16 protein-coding genes are annotated in these 17,332 nt (G+C 48.2%); all 16 read left to right on the top strand.

All coding sequences use genetic code 11. From position 1 onward, the window contains the following. Positions 1-160: 160 nt before the first annotated feature. The 16 genes from ACYU87_RS21370 to ftsA all read left to right on the top strand — a co-directional run bounded on the left by ACYU87_RS21370 (position 161) and on the right by ftsA (position 17,299). Positions 161-1,639: a UDP-N-acetylmuramoyl-L-alanyl-D-glutamate--2,6-diaminopimelate ligase gene (locus ACYU87_RS21370; protein ID WP_461136137.1), complete on the top strand. Its 1,479-nt coding sequence runs from the start codon at positions 161-163 to the stop codon at positions 1,637-1,639. A gap of 104 nt (positions 1,640-1,743) precedes the next feature. Further along, the gene (gene mraY, locus ACYU87_RS21375; protein ID WP_461136138.1) at positions 1,744-2,952 is read left to right on the top strand and encodes a phospho-N-acetylmuramoyl-pentapeptide-transferase; all 1,209 of its coding nucleotides are present in this window, start codon (positions 1,744-1,746) and stop codon (positions 2,950-2,952) included. A 607-nt stretch (positions 2,953-3,559) separates the two neighbouring features. Beyond that, positions 3,560-4,003: a 50S ribosomal protein L13 gene (rplM, locus tag ACYU87_RS21380; protein WP_461136139.1), complete on the top strand. Its 444-nt coding sequence runs from the start codon at positions 3,560-3,562 to the stop codon at positions 4,001-4,003. Positions 4,004-4,009: 6 nt separating this feature from the next. After that, positions 4,010-4,396, top strand: coding sequence for a 30S ribosomal protein S9 (rpsI, locus tag ACYU87_RS21385; protein ID WP_461136140.1), 387 nt, complete (start codon positions 4,010-4,012; stop codon positions 4,394-4,396). A 140-nt stretch (positions 4,397-4,536) separates the two neighbouring features. Beyond that, a complete protein-coding gene (gene rpsB, locus ACYU87_RS21390; protein ID WP_461136141.1) occupies positions 4,537-5,370 on the top strand; it encodes a 30S ribosomal protein S2 in 834 nt (277 codons plus the stop codon). A gap of 192 nt (positions 5,371-5,562) precedes the next feature. After that, positions 5,563-6,396: a translation elongation factor Ts gene (gene tsf, locus ACYU87_RS21395; RefSeq protein ID WP_461136142.1), complete on the top strand. Its 834-nt coding sequence runs from the start codon at positions 5,563-5,565 to the stop codon at positions 6,394-6,396. Positions 6,397-6,776: 380 nt separating this feature from the next. Beyond that, entirely contained in the window at positions 6,777-7,382 is a 606-nt protein-coding gene (locus ACYU87_RS21400; RefSeq protein WP_461136143.1) for an RNA polymerase sigma factor, read from the top strand. A gap of 209 nt (positions 7,383-7,591) precedes the next feature. Then, positions 7,592-8,431, top strand: coding sequence for a mechanosensitive ion channel family protein (locus tag ACYU87_RS21405; RefSeq protein ID WP_461136144.1), 840 nt, complete (start codon positions 7,592-7,594; stop codon positions 8,429-8,431). Positions 8,432-8,475: 44 nt separating this feature from the next. Beyond that, positions 8,476-9,453 (top strand): DUF3078 domain-containing protein, encoded by a 978-nt coding sequence (locus ACYU87_RS21410; RefSeq protein ID WP_461136145.1) that lies wholly within the window; start codon positions 8,476-8,478, stop codon positions 9,451-9,453. 35 nt (positions 9,454-9,488) lie between these two features. Continuing rightward, positions 9,489-9,821 carry a large-conductance mechanosensitive channel protein MscL gene (gene mscL, locus ACYU87_RS21415; protein WP_461136146.1) on the top strand — a complete coding sequence of 111 codons (333 nt, stop codon included), beginning with the start codon at positions 9,489-9,491 and terminating at the stop codon, positions 9,819-9,821. A 90-nt stretch (positions 9,822-9,911) separates the two neighbouring features. Beyond that, the gene (gene murD, locus ACYU87_RS21420; RefSeq protein ID WP_461136147.1) at positions 9,912-11,261 is read left to right on the top strand and encodes a UDP-N-acetylmuramoyl-L-alanine--D-glutamate ligase; all 1,350 of its coding nucleotides are present in this window, start codon (positions 9,912-9,914) and stop codon (positions 11,259-11,261) included. Between the two features lie 70 nt (positions 11,262-11,331). Next, a complete protein-coding gene (locus tag ACYU87_RS21425) occupies positions 11,332-12,453 on the top strand; it encodes an FtsW/RodA/SpoVE family cell cycle protein (RefSeq protein WP_046576897.1) in 1,122 nt (373 codons plus the stop codon). A 108-nt stretch (positions 12,454-12,561) separates the two neighbouring features. Beyond that, positions 12,562-13,668, top strand: coding sequence for an undecaprenyldiphospho-muramoylpentapeptide beta-N-acetylglucosaminyltransferase (murG, locus tag ACYU87_RS21430; RefSeq protein WP_461136148.1), 1,107 nt, complete (start codon positions 12,562-12,564; stop codon positions 13,666-13,668). A gap of 40 nt (positions 13,669-13,708) precedes the next feature. Beyond that, positions 13,709-15,094, top strand: coding sequence for a UDP-N-acetylmuramate--L-alanine ligase (murC, locus tag ACYU87_RS21435; RefSeq protein ID WP_461136149.1), 1,386 nt, complete (start codon positions 13,709-13,711; stop codon positions 15,092-15,094). Between the two features lie 37 nt (positions 15,095-15,131). Beyond that, positions 15,132-15,905 carry a cell division protein FtsQ/DivIB gene (locus ACYU87_RS21440; RefSeq protein ID WP_461136150.1) on the top strand — a complete coding sequence of 258 codons (774 nt, stop codon included), beginning with the start codon at positions 15,132-15,134 and terminating at the stop codon, positions 15,903-15,905. 11 nt (positions 15,906-15,916) lie between these two features. Further along, a complete protein-coding gene (gene ftsA, locus ACYU87_RS21445; RefSeq protein ID WP_461136151.1) occupies positions 15,917-17,299 on the top strand; it encodes a cell division protein FtsA in 1,383 nt (460 codons plus the stop codon). Positions 17,300-17,332 lie beyond the last annotated feature (33 nt).

Genomic DNA, 17,332 nt, shown 5'->3' on the forward strand with positions numbered 1-17,332 from the left:
GTCTGTTGAATTAGAATGTAGTTTCTTGACGCGTCGCTCGCCCCACTTACTTAATCCATGCCTGGTTAGAACGTTTAAACCGCAGCAAAATTAGGTAGTCCTGGTGCTAATCTGTTTTTTTGCATTCGACAAACGAACCCGTTGTTCGTTCACCCCGCGGATGCAACTCAAAGACCTCTTCTATAAAATTCCACTGCTGGCGACATCCGGCAGTATGAACACCGACGTAACGAGTCTGACGATGGACTCGCGTAAAGCCGGGCCGGGCAGTTTATTCATTGCCGTACGGGGTACCCTCACCGATGGCCATTCGTACATAGAAACGGCCATTCAGCAGGGAGCAAATGCCATTCTGTGCGAGGAGCTTCCGGCTGTCATAAACCCGAACGTAAGCTATGTTCGGGTGCAGGACTCGGCCAGAATACTGGGATTGGCCGCGGCCAATTTCTACGGCCAGCCCTCGAAAAAGCTGAAATTGGTGGGTGTAACCGGCACAAACGGCAAAACCTCCGTGGCAACCTTACTATTCCGGCTGTTCCGTTCGCTGGGCTATCGCTGTGGCCTGCTCTCAACGGTACAAAACCAGATTGACGATGAGGTGATACCCGCCACCCACACAACCCCTGACGTCATTACTACAAACCAGTTGTTGACCCGAATGCTGGCCCATGGCTGTACGCACGTGTTTATGGAAGTAAGTTCGCATGCAGTCGTGCAGGAGCGTATTGCTGGTCTGGCGTTCACTGGTGGTATTTTCACAAACATCACGCACGACCACCTTGATTTTCACGGTACGTTCGATAAGTACATCCGGGCCAAGAAAGGATTCTTCGACCAGCTTCCTGCATCAGCCTTTGCCCTCACCAACGTAGATGATAAACGTGGCTTGGTCATGCTTCAGAATACGGCCGCCCGCAAAGAAACGTACTCGCTGCAAACCCTGGCTACGTTCAAGGGAAAAATTACTGCCGATAGCCTGTTTGGCCTGAATATGCTTATCGATGACCGCGAGGTCTGGTTCAAACTCATTGGCCGTTTCAATGCCTACAATCTCCTGAGTGTGTACGGAACGGCTCTGCTGCTGGGCGAAGATTCTACCGAAGTACTCACTTCATTATCAGGCATTACACCTCCATCGGGCCGTTTCGAGCAGGTAGTATCCGAGGAGCAGATTGTTGGTATTGTCGATTACGCGCATACCCCCGATGCCCTGCTGAATGTGCTGGAAACCATCAATGAGTTACGCACCGCCGACGAGCAGGATTACCTCCCGCAGGTCATCACGGTGGTCGGTTGCGGAGGCAATCGCGATGCCGCCAAACGCCCGATTATGGCCGATATAGCCTGCCGGTTAAGTAACCGCGTCATTTTGACCTCCGATAACCCCCGCCATGAAGACCCCATGGCGATTCTGGAGCAAATGCAGGCGGGTATTTCGCCCGTTGATGTCAAGAAAACGAGCACGGTACCAGACCGGCACGAAGCCATTCGCCAGGCCGTATCGTTAGCCCGTCCGCACGACATCATTTTAATTGCGGGTAAAGGCCACGAGACCTATCAGGATATAAAAGGTATCAAATACGACTTCGATGATCGGGTTGTGTTGCGGGAGGCTTTCACAGAACGTCGAAATCAGTAACTTTGGTCCGTACAAAGAGTGAAAGAGCGAAAGAGTGAAAGAGCGCCTATAAGCCGCTATTGCTTTCCCGCTCTTTCACTCTTTCACTCTTTCGCTCTTCAAAAATGCTCTATTACCTTTTCCAGTTTCTTGACGAACGCTATAACTTCCCCGGTGCGGGCGTTTTCCAATATATTTCTTTTCGGGCGCTGGGCGCAGTTATTACCTCGTTACTGATTGCGGCTATCTTCGGTCGGCGCATCATCGACACGCTGCGCAACCTGCAGATTGGCGAGTCAATCCGTGATCTGGGACTGGAAGGCCAGTTACAGAAGCGCGGCACGCCAACCATGGGCGGTTTTATCATTCTGGCTTCCCTGCTGATTCCGGCTTTGCTGTTTGCCAAACTATCGAACGTTTATGTTATTCTGGCGCTCGTCTCGACCGTCTGGACGGGTATGATTGGCTTTCTGGACGACTACATTAAGGTGTTCAAAAAAAATAAAGAGGGGCTGGAAGGAAAGTTTAAAGTAGTTGGGCAGGTAGGCCTGGGGCTGATCGTCGGATTGACACTTTACTTCAACGATTCGGTTAAAATTCGGGTGTATGCCCCCCGGTTGCTCAGTACCTCCAACGTACCCGATGTGTACACCGATATTAAATCGACGCTGACCACGGTACCTTTCATAAAAAATAACGAATTCGATTATAACTCCCTGCTATTCGGATTGGTACCGGATAGTTACACATGGATTATCTACGTCATTATCTGCATATTCATCATCACGGCCGTATCGAACGGGGCAAACATCACCGACGGCATCGACGGGCTGGCTGCCGGCACATCCGTCATCATCGGGCTTACGATTGGCGTGTTGGCGTATTTGTCCGGTAACAAAGTTTTCTCGCAGTACCTCAATATCATGTACATCCCGAATTCAGGCGAGCTGGTTATATTCTGCGCGGCCTTCGTGGGAGCCTGCGTCGGCTTTTTATGGTATAACTCCTACCCGGCACAGGTATTCATGGGTGATACCGGTAGCCTGATGCTAGGGGGCGTCATTGCCGTGTTGTTCCTGGCCATTCGTAAAGAGTTAATGATCCCCATTATCTGCGGTATTTTTCTGGTCGAACTGGTGTCCGTTATCATGCAGGTCAGCTATTTTAAATACACAAAGCAAAAGTTCGGGGAAGGCCGACGAATCTTCCTGATGTCGCCCCTCCACCATCATTTTCAGAAGAAAGGGTACCATGAAGCCAAGCTGGTGACGCGTTTCTGGATCGTTGGTATTATTCTGTCGGTACTGGCTTTAGCAACATTGAAGCTACGGTAACAGGTCATTAACGAAGAGTCGAGAACCTCATTTCCGGCTCTTCATTAACTGTTCTATATCGTTCAAGAGATTTGAACGATACGTTCGGACTTTTCAACCAGAATGTCCATATCACCCGTGGTTCGATTGTAACCATGCAGAATTACAGAATACCCGCCAACTAATACGTAGAGGACTTTTCGTTTCTGTAAAGCCACCAAAAAATCCTAAAAATCTACCTTAAAGAGATCAGTCATTTTCGTGTTTTCGAGCTGAAAAAGCAGTGCGGTCCAACGAGGGGGGGTATTTACATCATACCGAAATGCGGTGCTGTTCAAATAAGCAGCCGCTTTTAATCAGTCAGCAAACGTTGCCGGTTGATTTCGGGCATGGTAACGTTCTGTTTCTTCGTGAGTACCCATGTGAAACGCAGTCCTGTCCAGTCGAAACGAATCAGCCATTTGACGTTAGCAGGTTAGATAAAGCAAAAATAAGGCGTTGCTTTCATATTCTAGCCATCCCCTTGTTTTTCAGTACTCTATCTCGTATATTTGCACTCCCGTTTCAGGACGGGCCTGTTTTTTACGCAGGTAAGGTAGTATAAATCAAACAATTAGTCTCCATAACAGTGAATACGCTCAGTTACAAAACCATCTCTGCCAACAAAGAAACGGTGCAGAAGGAATGGATTGTGGTTGACGCTCAGGGTGAAGTGCTTGGTCGGCTGGCCAGCAACATCGCACGCCTGATTCGCGGCAAACACAAAACCAACTTCACTCCACACGTTGACTGCGGAGATAACGTGATTGTCATCAATGCCGATAAGGTTCGCCTTACCGGAGCCAAGATGACCGACAAAGTCTACGTCCGCCACACAGGTTATCCTGGTGGTCAACGGTTCGCATCGCCCCGGTTGCTGCTTGAAAAACATCCTGAGCGTATCATCGAACACGCCGTCAAAGGTATGTTGCCGAAAAATCGGCTCGGTCGTCGGTTGTATACCAACCTGTACGTTTATGCCGGTGGTCAACACCCACATGAGGCTCAGCAACCAACAGAAGTTAAATTCTAAGTCATAATGGATCGTATTAATACCATTGGCCGCCGTAAAACTGCCATCTCCCGCATCTATATGTCGGCGGGCAGCGGAGCCATCTCGGTGAACGGAAAAGACTACAAACAGTATTTTCCTACCGAAGTCCTGCAAATCATTCTGAACCAGCCGTTCGCAACGGTCAACGGTGTTGGCGGTTACGACGTAAAAGTAAACGTTCGCGGTGGTGGTGTATCGGGACAAGCCGAAGCGACGCGGATGGCTATCGCCCGTGCCCTTGTTGAACTGAACGCTGAGTTCCGTCCGGCCCTCAAAAAAGAAGGCTTCCTGACACGGGATTCGCGTATGGTCGAACGGAAAAAATATGGCCGTCGGAAAGCCCGTCGTCGGTTCCAGTTCTCGAAACGTTAATATGGTTTTACGGTTGCGGATTGCGTTTTTTTCACAGCCACAACCTGAAGCCGTAGACAGAATTTGTCCAGACTGCCCTTAGATGATGCCGACGGGTGGTGCTGCGTATTTTTTAACAACATTCATATTTCAAGTCGGAAATGGCACAAATTGAATATAAAGACCTCCTCGACGCGGGTGTGCACTTCGGTCACCTTACGCGTAAGTGGGATCCCCGGATGGCTCCGTACATCTTCATGGAGAAGAACGGCATCCACATTATTGACCTCAACAAAACAGTTGCTGCGTTAGACGAAGCTGCGAACGCGATCAAAGGTATCGTTCGTTCGGGCCGGAAAGTGATGTTTGTCGCAACGAAGAAGCAGGCTCAGGAAATCGTTTCGGAAGAAGCGCGTCGCCTGAAAATGCCATACGTTACGGATCGCTGGCAGGGCGGTATGTTAACGAACTTCGCTACGATCCGTAAGTCGCTGAAGAAAATGCAAACGCTGGACAAAATGCTGAAAGACGAGGAGACCGTCAAAAGTATTGCCAAGCGTGAGCGTTTGACACGCAGCCGCGATAAAGAAAAATTGGAACGCGTATTGGGCGGTATTGCCGATCTGACTCGTTTGCCAGCCGCTCTGTTCGTTGTTGACGTAAAGCGTGAACACATCGCTGTTGCTGAAGCCCATCGTTTGGGTATCCCCGTATTTGCCATGTGCGATACGAACTCGAATCCCGAAGAAGTTGACTTCGCTATTCCAGCTAACGATGATGCGTATAAGTCGATCTCGCTGATTACGCTTGCCATCGGTAAGGCCATCGAAGAAGGCCTGATGGAGCGGAAACAGGATAAAGACGATCAGCGCGTTCAGGAAGAAGAAGAAGCTAAACGTTCTGAAGATCTGGCCCAGGCGAAAGCCGAAGGCGAAACTCAGCCAGAAGCGACTGCTGCTCCGGCCGCCGTTGCTGAAGATGAGCAGGACGCATAAAAGGTTTATGGTATATGGTTTCCGGCGGCCCGTTGCTACGGTTGCTAACGCTTTACGAACTATATACCGAATGCCGTAAACCTGACTTTGAAATAGCCCGTAGCCAGCCGCTATGGGCTATTCCATTTCGGGACCCAATGCTTTGAGTACCAAACATTTTTTGGCAATTTAATTAGACAATAACCTATTATTATGGCAATTACTGCTGCTGACGTAAATAAACTTCGGCAAGAGACCGGAGCCGGCATGATGGACTGTAAAAAAGCCCTCACCGAAGCCGAAGGCGACTTTGACAAAGCGAAAGAAATTCTGCGGAAGCAGGGTCAGAAAATAGCCGATAAACGGGCTGACAACGCAACGGCTGAAGGCATTGTATTGGCGCACGTTAGTTCGGATGGTAAAAGCGGTAAAGTCATCGCACTGGCCTGCGAAACGGAGCCAGTTTCTAAAGTGGCTGATTTCCAGAGCCTGGCAAAGGCGGTACTTGACGCAGCCGTTTCTACGGACGCGACAGACAAAGCAACTCTTCTGGCAGCTCCCCAGGCTGATGGCCGTTCCCTCCAGGATCACATCACCGACCTGATGGGCAAAATTGGCGAGAAGGTTGATGTTGCTTCATTCGAAACGGTTTCTGCAGATCAAGTTGTATCGTACATTCACTCAAATGGTAAACTGGGTGTATTGGTTGGTATGATGAATACGAACGGTACCGACGTTACTGAAGTAGGTAAGGACATCGCTATGCAAATTGCGGCTATGAAGCCGGTTGCTTTGGATAAAGACGGTGTTGATGCAACGATCGTACAGCGCGAAATCGAAATCGGCAAAGAACAGGCTCGTCAGGAAGGCAAGCCAGAAGCAATGCTCGAGAAAATCGCGATGGGTAAGCTCAACAAATTCTACAAAGACAATACCCTATTGAACCAGGAGTTTGTTAAAGACAGTTCGGTGACGATTGCCCAATTATTGGAAAAAACCAGCAAAGGACTAACTGTAACTGCTTTCAAGCGGGTATCAATTGGTTAATAGTCTGGTCACTCATAGTAAAAATACCCGGCCTTGTGGTCGGGTATTTTTCGTTTAAAGGGTCATTGTCACCGCCTGGCGTAGAATAGAGCAACCAATTGGCGAATACATATCTGGAAAGCATCACGTTACCTATCGACATGATCATTTTATAACTCAATTGCATTTACAGTAGCTTGTTAGTCACACTATTGTTGATAGAGGTTGGCTGGTGTGACCAATCCAAAAAGTCAGGGTACCATCCAAATGAATCAGGCATGTAATTTATGCCCATGTTTCATATGCCAGTACACTAAACTAAAGATAATTTATACCGCTACATATCAAGCTGCTGTTACTTTCGATCGGCCCCTGTGTCTTACTATCCATTATTACATAAAATGGATACTTTTTCAGATGAGGAGTTGGTACGTCTGTACGTAGAAACGCAGCGGAACGCATACTTTGAGCGACTGTACAAACGATACTGCGATAAAGTCTATCGAAAATGCTTATCGTTTACAAAAGACCCGGTCCGTGCAGAAGATCTGACACATGATATTTTCCTTAAGCTGGTTGTAAAACTGAGTGGCTTCCGTGGACAGTCTAAATTCTCGACCTGGTTGTACTCGATCACTTACAATTACTGTACTGATCAATTAAGATCGCACAACGTGCGCCGGGAAGTATACATAGACGATGGTTGGGAACGATTGGATGTTGGCGACGACGATGGTCTGGCTGAACTAGCCGAGATGGAGGCTCAACAACTTCAGAAAGCGCTGCATTACCTGCCGATTGAGGAACAGACTATGCTACTCATGAAATACCAGGATGACATTAGTATCCGTGAGATTGCCGTTCACAGTGGCCTGACAGAGAGTGCCGTGAAAATGAGACTCAAGCGATCACGTGACAAACTGCGGAAACACTATCTGGAAGGTGCTGTCTTCTGGTTATTGGTCGCCATCAAAGTAGCCCTTTCTGTTCGCCGGCCTTTTCGTTAACTAATCCCTTATGGAATCTCCAAAACCGTTCAAAGAAATCGAATCAGATGCCGTCTGTCCACCTCATTTACAAAATGAACTAGTTTCAGAAATTGATTTGATCCGGAATGCGATCACACTTATAGATGTTTATGTCGGTAATTTATTCGATCTGGTCACTACCCTCGTAAACCCATCCCAAATCTCACAGAACGACACACATCTCCCCCATGAGACAGCTTCCTAATCTGGCAGAAGTAGTACGTAATACGTTTCAGAATCTGATCAATCAATTCGTTGAATTTGTTCCCCGCATAGTTGGGGCTATGCTAATTTTGTTGATTGGTGTTGGGTTTGCCCGGCTGGCAGCTTTTATCATCCGCCGGGTCCTGAATCAGGTAGGTCTGGATAGGATCGGTAATCGGTTAAATGAAATCAGCTTTATAAAGCGGTTGAAAACCGAAATTAAGCTCAGTGAAATCATTGCCAAAATTCTTTACTACTACATCTTACTAATGTTCATTACAGCCTCTACCCAAACACTAGGGGTAGCTGTGATCTCCGACATGGTAGCGTCTCTGGTAAATTTCATTCCTAAATTAATCGTAGCGGCTATAATGCTACAAGTGGGCGTTTTACTGGCCGATGCCTTGAGGGAGGCTGTTCTGGGTCTATGTAAATCGTTCAATATCAGTTCCGGACGGTTACTTAGCATGATTGTGTTCGTCTTTTTTCTGATTGTTACTGTCATCAGCGCACTAGGGCAAGCGGGCATCAATACCGAACTGCTGGAATCAAGCTTCAATCTCATTATTGGTGGGATCATCTTTGCGTTTGCTATTGGTTACGGGTCAGCATCACGCGATTTGATGGCTAATATTCTATCGTCTTTTTATACGAAGAACAAGTATCAGGAAGGCCAGATTATTCAAATCGACCAGGTAAAAGGTAAAATCATAAAGATCGATTCCTTATCATTGACGCTTCGCACTGGAGACACAACCACCGTGATTCCTTTGCAGGCGCTACAAACGAAAAACGTAGAATTGTTTCAACCGGCTGATTTATAATGACCTATTTTTACAAAGAATGCTCTTTGCTAACAAAATATGCAGTGTGCCTACTTATCTGCTGGCTATGTTTTGACCAAGTCTCCGCGCAGGACTCGACCAGAATAACGACAAACTTTAAAGACACGATCTCAGTAAAACCTGATACATCTTATTGGCAGCGGTCATTCAGTGGTGGCGTTAATTTTAATCAAGCTTCGTTCAGTAACTGGTCGGGAGGTGGGGTGAACTCGATTGCTATCGGGGGCGTTGTTACAGCCCGCTCCTTATACGAAAAAGGGAAGACCTCCTGGGACAATACCGCCGATCTTCAGCTGGGGTACGTAACCCAACTAGGCAGCACCCGCAAAGCAGCCGACCAGATTATTCTTATATCCGTACTGGGTCATCGGATAGCGCCTGAATGGGATTTATTCGTTTCGGGTACGTTCAATACATTTTTCACGGCCGGTTACCGATACGACAAGCTGCCGGCTGACCAAACCAGTCTCAAGGTTTCCAATTTTTTTGCACCGGCTCAACTAACGTTTTCTGCCGGGTTAGCCTACAAACCCACCGACTGGTTTGCCCTCCGGTTAAGCCCGTTGGCTCCCCGGTTTACGTTCCTGGCGGATCAGCGTGTACGTGTGCGGCAAGATGCGACAACGGGCCTTTACGTGCCCGATCCTACCCAACGAGCCTACGGCGTGGACCCCGGTAAAAGTAGCCGAACGGAATGGCTGGCGTTTCAACTACAGGCCGTTCTGAATAAAAACTTAAGCGAAAACGTTTCGTTGAACACTCGTTATCAACTCTTTACAGAGTACTCTCAATTTAACAACATCAACCACCGACTCGACCTTACACTAACGGCTAAAGTGAGTCGATACCTGAATACGACATTTGGCTTCATCGCTCTCTACAATAAGGACTTTAGCTCTTTTCTGCAAATTCAGCAAACACTGGCGATCGGCCTTTCTTATAACCTGAGTTCTTTCCGAAAAAAGAAGGAAAAGGCTGACTCTTCGTTAGGGCGCTTCTAATATAATTAACCTTTATAAACTACATTAAGAGTCTTATGCTGAACGAATTTCGTGCATTTATTGCCCAGGGTAACGTATTGGATTTAGCCGTTGGCGTCATTATTGGGGCTGCCTTTGGCAAGATTACGACCTCTTTGGTGGAAGACATCGTCAACCCAATCTTAGGCCTGTTTCTCGGCGGTGTTGATTTTAGTCAGTTAAAAATTGTCTTGAAAGAAGCCGTTGGAACGACTCCCGAAGTGGCTATCCGTTATGGCAACTTTATGAATACATTTATACAGTTTTTGATTATTGCCTGGGTTGTTTTTCTGATTGTAAAATTAGCCAACCGGGCCCGTTTATCGAGTTCGTTAGCGCCCAAAAGCTAACACCTGACAAGAAAATTTACCATTGGAGCCCCGGCCTATAGTCAGGGCTTCTTCATTTATGCGTTATTTTGCTATTTGTATAGCTTTTCTATGTCAGTTCAAAAAATAGTCATTCTTGGCGGGGGCGAAAGCGGTGTCGGTGCGGCCCTACTGGCCCAAGCCAAAGGTTTTGATATCTTCCTCTCTGATAGAGGGTCGCTTAAAGCAGAATACCGAAACACGCTTGAAGCAGCAAATATCCCTTTCGAGGAAGGTCAGCATACAGAAGAACGCGTTTTAGCGGCAAACGAAGTGATAAAAAGTCCCGGCATTCCTGCCACGGTGCCACTCGTTCAGCAGTTGCGGGCACAGGGAACGCCCGTTATTTCCGAAATTGAATTTGCGGCTCGCTATACAAGCGCCCGATTGATTGGCATTACTGGCAGCAACGGCAAAACGACCACCACTCTCCTGACGTACCATCTACTTAAAACGGCGGGCCTGAATGTGGGACTGGCCGGCAACATAGGCGACAGTTTTGCCGCGCAGGTCATTGCCGACCATTTCGATTACTATGTTCTGGAGCTGAGCAGCTTCCAGCTGGACGACATGTATCAAACCCATCTTGACGTCATGGTGCTGCTTAACATTACCCCCGATCATCTGGATCGTTACCAGTACAGCTTCCAGAATTATGTGGATTCTAAATTTCGAATTTTACAAAACGCCCGCCCGCAGAACAATTTCATCTATTTTATGGAGAGCCAACCCATCCTGGATGAATTGGCCAAGCGGCAACCGGACGTACATCAACTCCCTATTTCCCTAAAAGACTCTCCATCACCTGGCGGCTATCTGGCTGATGGGCAATTGATTACTAAGAATAAGCAGCATTCCTTTTCCATTTCACAAAGCGATACACCTTTGCGTGGGCCGCATAATGCCCTCAATATGCTGGCGGCCATCCTGGCGGCCCAGTCGGTAGGTATAACCAACGAAGCCATTGAAGCAGGCCTGAAATCTTTCCAGAATGCAGCCCACCGGCTCGAACCGGCCGGTTTGATCAACGGCGTTCAGTTCATCAATGATTCCAAAGCCACGAATGTCGATTCGGTTTTTTATGCGCTCTCCAGCATGGACGCACCAACAATCTGGATTGCAGGAGGTCAGGATAAAGGGAACGATTACAGCCAGTTAGACGAACTGGTGCACAAAAAAGTAAAAGCGTTGATTTGTTTAGGCGTAGACAATCATAAATTAGTAGATCATTTCGGCAGCACTGTTTCGTTTATCTATGAAACACAGGACATTACCGACGCTATCGCCAAAGGGCTTGAGTGGGGTAATCCCGGCGATGTTGTTCTGCTATCACCGGCCTGTGCCAGTTTCGATTTATTTAAAAACTACGAAGACCGGGGTAACCAGTTTAAAGCAGCCGTAAGAAAGATGTATGATATATGATGTAGGATGTATATAATACAAACCCGCACACATCATACATCCTATATCCTATATCATATATTAGAAAAACATGTTTCTTCGCGACTGGATTCGTACACATCTCAAAGGCGACCGTCAGATCTGGTGGATCGTACTTTACCTGTCCATCATGAGTGTGCTGGTTGTTTACAGCGCAACGGGTACCAAAGCCTTTCGTGAACTCGATGGTAATACCGAAATATTTTTGCTCAAGCACGGATCCCTCCTGCTTATTGGACTGGCTTGCACTTATTTCGCCCACAAGATCAATTACGTGTATTACGCCCGGCTCTCAAAATTCGGGCTATGGCTCTCCATTCCTTTATTACTTTGGGCCTTTTTTAAAGGCTCAACCCTGAATGATGCCTCGCGGTGGGTAACGATTCCGATCATTAACCAAACGTTTCAGCCCTCCGATTTGGCCAAACTGGCGCTTATTTCCAACCTGGCAGCTATGCTGGCCAAGCGGCAGCGCTTTATGAGCGATCCAATCGTGCTTTTCAACCTGATTCTGTGGATTGGCGTTATTTGCTCACTCATTATTTTATCAAATACGTCAACGGCGCTTCTATTGGGGGCTACTTGTTTTTTACTGATGTACATTGGCCGGGTACCCGTACGTTATCTGGGGTACATGATTGCCGTTTGTGTCGTGTTCGGCGGTATAGCCCTGGCGGCTGGGCAGCGCTTTGGCACAGCCTCGAACCGGGTAAAGAATTTTATGAGTTCCGATACAATTTTTTACCAGGTCGAACAATCGTACATCGCGCTGGCTAACGGTGGCTTAACAGGTCAGGGACCCGGCAACAGCCATCAGCGAAACACCCTGCCCAACCCATTTTCCGACTTCATTTATGCCATTATCGTCGAAGAATATGGCCTGTTACTGGGGGGCATTCCGGTGGTTCTGGCGTACATCTGGTTCTTGTGGCGAGGCATGAAAACCCTCCAAAAGGCAACCCGCCCCTTTGGAGGACTGCTATCGGCGGGTTTAACGTTCAGCATTGTTTTTCAGGCCTTTGCCAGTATTTGCGTAGCGATTGGGTTAGCTCCCGTAACGGGCCAGCCCCTGCCTTTGCTAAGTATGGGTGGCACCTCCCTCATTTTTACGGGCCTGGCCATAGGTATTGTTCTGAGCGTGAGCCGCGACGAAGCCGACGAGAGTAAAATTTAATGTTCGTGGAATATTGCTCACGGTGTTCTGTATACGAACACTGACCCAAATCCAGGGCCTTCCCGTAAACCGACAAACCGCAAGCCGTATTCCATAATCACCTATTGAATGAAAATTATTATTAGTGGGGGTGGTACTGGAGGACACATCTATCCAGCGATCGCCATCGCCAACGAACTCAAAACCATTAACCCAGCTACAGAAATTCTGTTTGTCGGGGCCGAAGGCAAAATGGAGATGGAAAAAGTACCGCGCGCTGGCTACTCCATTGTGGGGTTGCCCATTGTGGGTATCAAACGCGAACTAACACTGTCAAATCTGGCTTTTCCGTTCAAATTGGGCACTAGTCTATGGCGGGCGCGGCAAATTGTTCGCGACTTCCGGCCCGACGTAGCCGTGGGCGTGGGCGGCTACGCCAGCGGTCCCCTCCTCCTGGCCGCTTCTCTAAACGGTACGCCAACGCTCATTCAGGAACAAAATTCATACGCTGGCCTGACGAACAAGGTACTGGCCCGTTGGGCAAAACGAATTTGCGTAGCCTACCCAGGTATGGAGGCCTTTTTCCCGGCTGACAAGATCAGGATCACCGGCAATCCCGTTCGCAGTACCATTCAGTTTTCCGGCGAACAAGTAGCGGCTGGTCAGGCGCTTTTCGGCCTGGATAGCAACCGACCCACATTATTGATTATTGGTGGCAGCCAGGGAGCCCGGACAATAAATGAAAGTATAGAAAGTGGGCTGAAACGCTTCGTCGATGCGGGTGTTCAGGTCATCTGGCAAACGGGGCCGGCTTTCATTGAGCGGGCCAAGACGGCCATAACGGCCGTTGGATCAAACCTGATCAAGGCCTACGATTTCATTTATGACATGGATAAGGCCTATGCCGTTGCCAATTCTGTTGTATCACGAGCGGGCGCTTTATCCGTCTCAGAACTGTGTTTGGTTGGTCGCCCGGCTATTCTGGTACCGTTTCCGGCAGCCGCCGAAGACCACCAGACTAAAAATGCCATGAGTCTGGTCGATCATAACGCAGCTATGCTCGTAACCGACCAGTCAGCCCGGCAAGAACTGGTTACAACGGCTCTTAACCTGTTAGCGGATACATCCCAGCAGCAACGCCTGAGTAGAGAAATCAAGACGTTTGCCCGACCAAACGCAGCTCGGGATATTGCAAGCGAAGTAATTAAACTGGCTGGCCCGAGCCTTGCCGTATAACTAATTTTAAGGGGCGAGTGAAAGCCTGGCCCAGACAATCATGAGATTAGACCAATTCAACTACATTTATTTTCTGGGAATCGGCGGAATTGGGATGAGCGCGCTGGCCCGCTGGTTCCGCGTGAATGGCTATGATGTAGCCGGTTATGACAAAACACCTACCGCCCTGACCGAGGTGCTTCAGGCCGAAGGCATGGTCATTCACTTTACGGATGATGTTGAGCAGATTCCAGCCCGGTTTCGCGAAAATCCAACTGAAACACTGGTCATTTATACGCCCGCCGTTCCCAAAACGCATTCGGAATACATATACCTCACAGAACAGGGATTCACTCTACAGAAACGTTCGCAGGTGCTGGGTCTGCTGGCGGGCCAGATGACCACGATCGGGGTTGCTGGTACACATGGCAAAACGACTACATCGTCAATGGTGGCCCACATTCTACGCGATGCCGGGGTAAACTGTGCTGCTTTTCTGGGCGGTATCACCAATAATTACGGGACAAATTTTTTGCTTAATCAGCCCGCCGACGACCTGAAGTCCGTAGTGTGCGTAGTTGAAGCCGATGAGTTCGACCGTTCGTTCCTGACCCTGTTCCCGACCTACGCCATTGTTACCTCCACAGATGCCGATCATCTGGATATTTACGGTGCCCACGATGCCGTGCTCGATTCGTTTGGCAAATTTGTTAGTCAGATTGAGCCCGAGGGCGTGCTGTTTATGAAGGATGGTTTGGCTCTTGCCGACAAAACCAAAGCAACAGTTCGGCCCTATTCACTGGAAAAAGGAAATTACTATAGCCAAAACCTACGCATTGAACAGGCTACCTTCATTTTTGACCTTGTTTACCCAACCGGTGTCATTACCGACATTCAGCTGAGCGTTCCGGGTTTCCATAATGTTGAAAACGCAGTGGCAGCCGGCGCAGTTGCCCTTGAAGTAGGCGTATCGCCGGAAGCGATCCAGCGGGCGCTGAACAGTTATCGGGGCGTTCGTCGCCGTTTTGAATACATTCTAAAAACCGATTCTATTGTCTTTATCGATGATTACGCACACCATCCGGCTGAAGTACAGGCATTTCTGTCGTCGGTAAAAGCGCTTTATCCGGATCGGGAAGTAACGGCTATTTTTCAACCCCACTTATTTAGTCGTACTCGGGATTTTGCCGAAGGTTTTGCGGAAAGTTTATCGTTGGCTGATCACGTTATTCTGCTGGATATTTATCCGGCCCGCGAATTACCCATAGAAGGAGTTACCTCAGACCTGATTTTTCGAGACATACACTCGAAAACAAAGAAAAAATGCACCAAAGCTGAATTACCCGACGTTCTGCGAACAATAAAACCTACCTTACTTGTAACCATTGGCGCGGGAGACATTGATCAGATGTTGACGCCGTTAAAAAACATGCTTGTAGACCAATAGATAAATATATCCCAAAAACAATCCAGCTTATTTACAGATGTTTTCTACCTTTAAATCATCCAAAAAGTGGTTACTCACGGCCGCAAGCGTTCTATGCCTGTTCGGAATTATCGCATTTACCGAAATCCGACACAGTCAAAAGCATGTCCGTGAAGTAGTTATAAAATTGGATCAGGTTGATGGACATCGTTTTCTAACACGTCGGGATGTAATGGGTTATTTGACCAATCAGGGATCTGACCCAATCATCGGCGAAAATTACGAAAAAATCGATTTACACAAACTAGAAATTAGGTTACAAAAGCATGGTTTGATAAAAAAATGTCAAATTTTTCGTGACTTGGCTGGTAGCCTACTCGTCGTTATTGAACAACCCCGCCCGTTGGCACGATTAATGCCCCCGGGAGATGGAATTCGGAATGTGTCAGGTCAGTATGTAAGTGAAGAAGGACGTTTTTTCCCGATTTCCATGAATTACTCGGCTCGCGTACCAATTTTGACTGGCAGCTATTTTGCCCAGAACCGTTCACTAACCAACGAGCGAAATCAGCCGCTATTGAATTTACTAAAACGGGTTCATGATGATCCCTTTTGGCGGGCACAGATTACCGAGTTATCAGTCGATGAGCGGGGCGACATAAAAATGTGGCCTCAAATGGGCAACCATACCATCGAATTTGGGCCACCGACAGAAATAGACGAGAAACTTAAGAAACTGAAACTAGTTTATACGGACGTTCTACCGGCCAAAGGTTGGGACCACTACAGCAGGGTAAGCGTTCAGTATCGAAATCAAATTGTGTGCGAATGATACCAACGGGCATGGACGAGAAGATAGTAGTGGGTCTGGACATCGGCAGCACGAAAGTTTGTGCGGTTGCCGGTCGATTGATTCGGAACAATAAAGAACAGGAAACGCTCGAGGTACTGGGCGTGGGCGAAACGAACTTGACCGATGGCGTAGCAAAAGGCTCTGTCGTCAATGTCAACAACACGGTAAATGCGATCAAACGAGCCGTTGCTGATGCGTCCAACCAGTCGAATCTGAACATTCATCTGGTAAACGTAAGCTTTAGCGGTTCGCACGTAACATCGGTTAAATCAAGCGGTAGTATTACTCGATCATCCTCGGGCGATGAGGTGCAGATCGAAGACATTGACCATCTGCTTAATGACATGTACCGTACATCCATTCCGGCAGACAAGGAAATTATCCATGTTTTGCCAATGGATTTTGTGGTCGATAACGAAACCAGCGTCAACCAGCCAGTGGGACGCAATGGCGTTAAGCTAGGGGCTGATTTTCAGCTCATCACAGCGCAAGCCAACGCTGCCCGTAACATTCGTAAGTGCATTCTTCGCAACAACCTGGCTCAGGATACCATGATGCTGTCGGCACTGGCATCGGGTCTAGCGGTACTGACCGACGAAGAGAAATATGCTGGCGTTGCTCTGGTCGATATTGGTGGCGGCACAACCGAAATGGCGATTTATTACCGAAATGTTTTACGCCATGTGGCTGTACTCCCTTGGGCTGGTAACAGCCTAACGTCTGATATTCAGGCAGGTTGTAAAATTCTTCCTAACCAGGCTGAATTGCTCAAGCGGAAATTTGGCAGTGCTAACCCCAATGAATACAACCTCAACGAAGTTGTTGCCGTACCGGGACTCAGCAATCGCAAGCCAAAGGATGTACTGCTCAAAAATGTAGCGGTCATTATTGAAGATCGGCTTCGTGAAATTGCCGCTTTGGTTCAGGCCGAAATTATTCGGTCGGGCTATGATGGCAAGCTTCTGGGCGGTATCGTACTGACGGGCGGATCGGCCCTGATTCCGGGTGTTGAACATATTTTTGGCCGGGTAACGGGTGTCGAAGAAGTTCGGGTAGGGTATCCGGAGCATCTCGAACCCAATGGCCGTGCCGATTTAGTTGGTGATCCAGCATATGCCACGGCCGTCGGTCTTGTCTGGGCAGGTTACAAAACGATTGATAATCGAATCTCGTTTATCAGCGATCCAAACCGGAGTTACAAAGAAGACGAACAACCTGCTGGCCCCGTCCGACCTATTTACCCAACGGGGGGGAGCACCCAAAAACCACCAGCCAGCGTTAAGGCACCCGAACCCGAACCGAAGAAAAGTTGGTTTGAAAAACTTAAAGAAGCACTTCAACCGACGCGGGGTAACGAAACCGATACGTATTGATGATGGACTCAAACCGGCCTGAGCCGGAGCAAA

Source organism: Spirosoma lituiforme (assembly GCF_054776635.1).

Bases quoted from the DNA above. Each gene is read 5' to 3' on its own strand.
- ACYU87_RS21370 (WP_461136137.1), top strand. From the start codon at position 161: ATGCAACTCAAAGACCTCTTCTATAAAATTCCACTGCTGGCGACATCC.
- mraY (WP_461136138.1), top strand. From the start codon at position 1,744: ATGCTCTATTACCTTTTCCAGTTTCTTGACGAACGCTATAACTTCCCC.
- rpsI (WP_461136140.1), top strand. From the start codon at position 4,010: ATGGATCGTATTAATACCATTGGCCGCCGTAAAACTGCCATCTCCCGC.
- rpsB (WP_461136141.1), top strand. From the start codon at position 4,537: ATGGCACAAATTGAATATAAAGACCTCCTCGACGCGGGTGTGCACTTC.
- tsf (WP_461136142.1), top strand. From the start codon at position 5,563: ATGGCAATTACTGCTGCTGACGTAAATAAACTTCGGCAAGAGACCGGA.
- ACYU87_RS21400 (WP_461136143.1), top strand. From the start codon at position 6,777: ATGGATACTTTTTCAGATGAGGAGTTGGTACGTCTGTACGTAGAAACG.
- ACYU87_RS21405 (WP_461136144.1), top strand. From the start codon at position 7,592: ATGAGACAGCTTCCTAATCTGGCAGAAGTAGTACGTAATACGTTTCAG.
- mscL (WP_461136146.1), top strand. From the start codon at position 9,489: ATGCTGAACGAATTTCGTGCATTTATTGCCCAGGGTAACGTATTGGAT.
- murD (WP_461136147.1), top strand. From the start codon at position 9,912: ATGTCAGTTCAAAAAATAGTCATTCTTGGCGGGGGCGAAAGCGGTGTC.
- ACYU87_RS21425 (WP_046576897.1), top strand. From the start codon at position 11,332: ATGTTTCTTCGCGACTGGATTCGTACACATCTCAAAGGCGACCGTCAG.
- murG (WP_461136148.1), top strand. From the start codon at position 12,562: ATGAAAATTATTATTAGTGGGGGTGGTACTGGAGGACACATCTATCCA.
- murC (WP_461136149.1), top strand. From the start codon at position 13,709: ATGAGATTAGACCAATTCAACTACATTTATTTTCTGGGAATCGGCGGA.
- ACYU87_RS21440 (WP_461136150.1), top strand. From the start codon at position 15,132: ATGTTTTCTACCTTTAAATCATCCAAAAAGTGGTTACTCACGGCCGCA.
- ftsA (WP_461136151.1), top strand. From the start codon at position 15,917: ATGGACGAGAAGATAGTAGTGGGTCTGGACATCGGCAGCACGAAAGTT.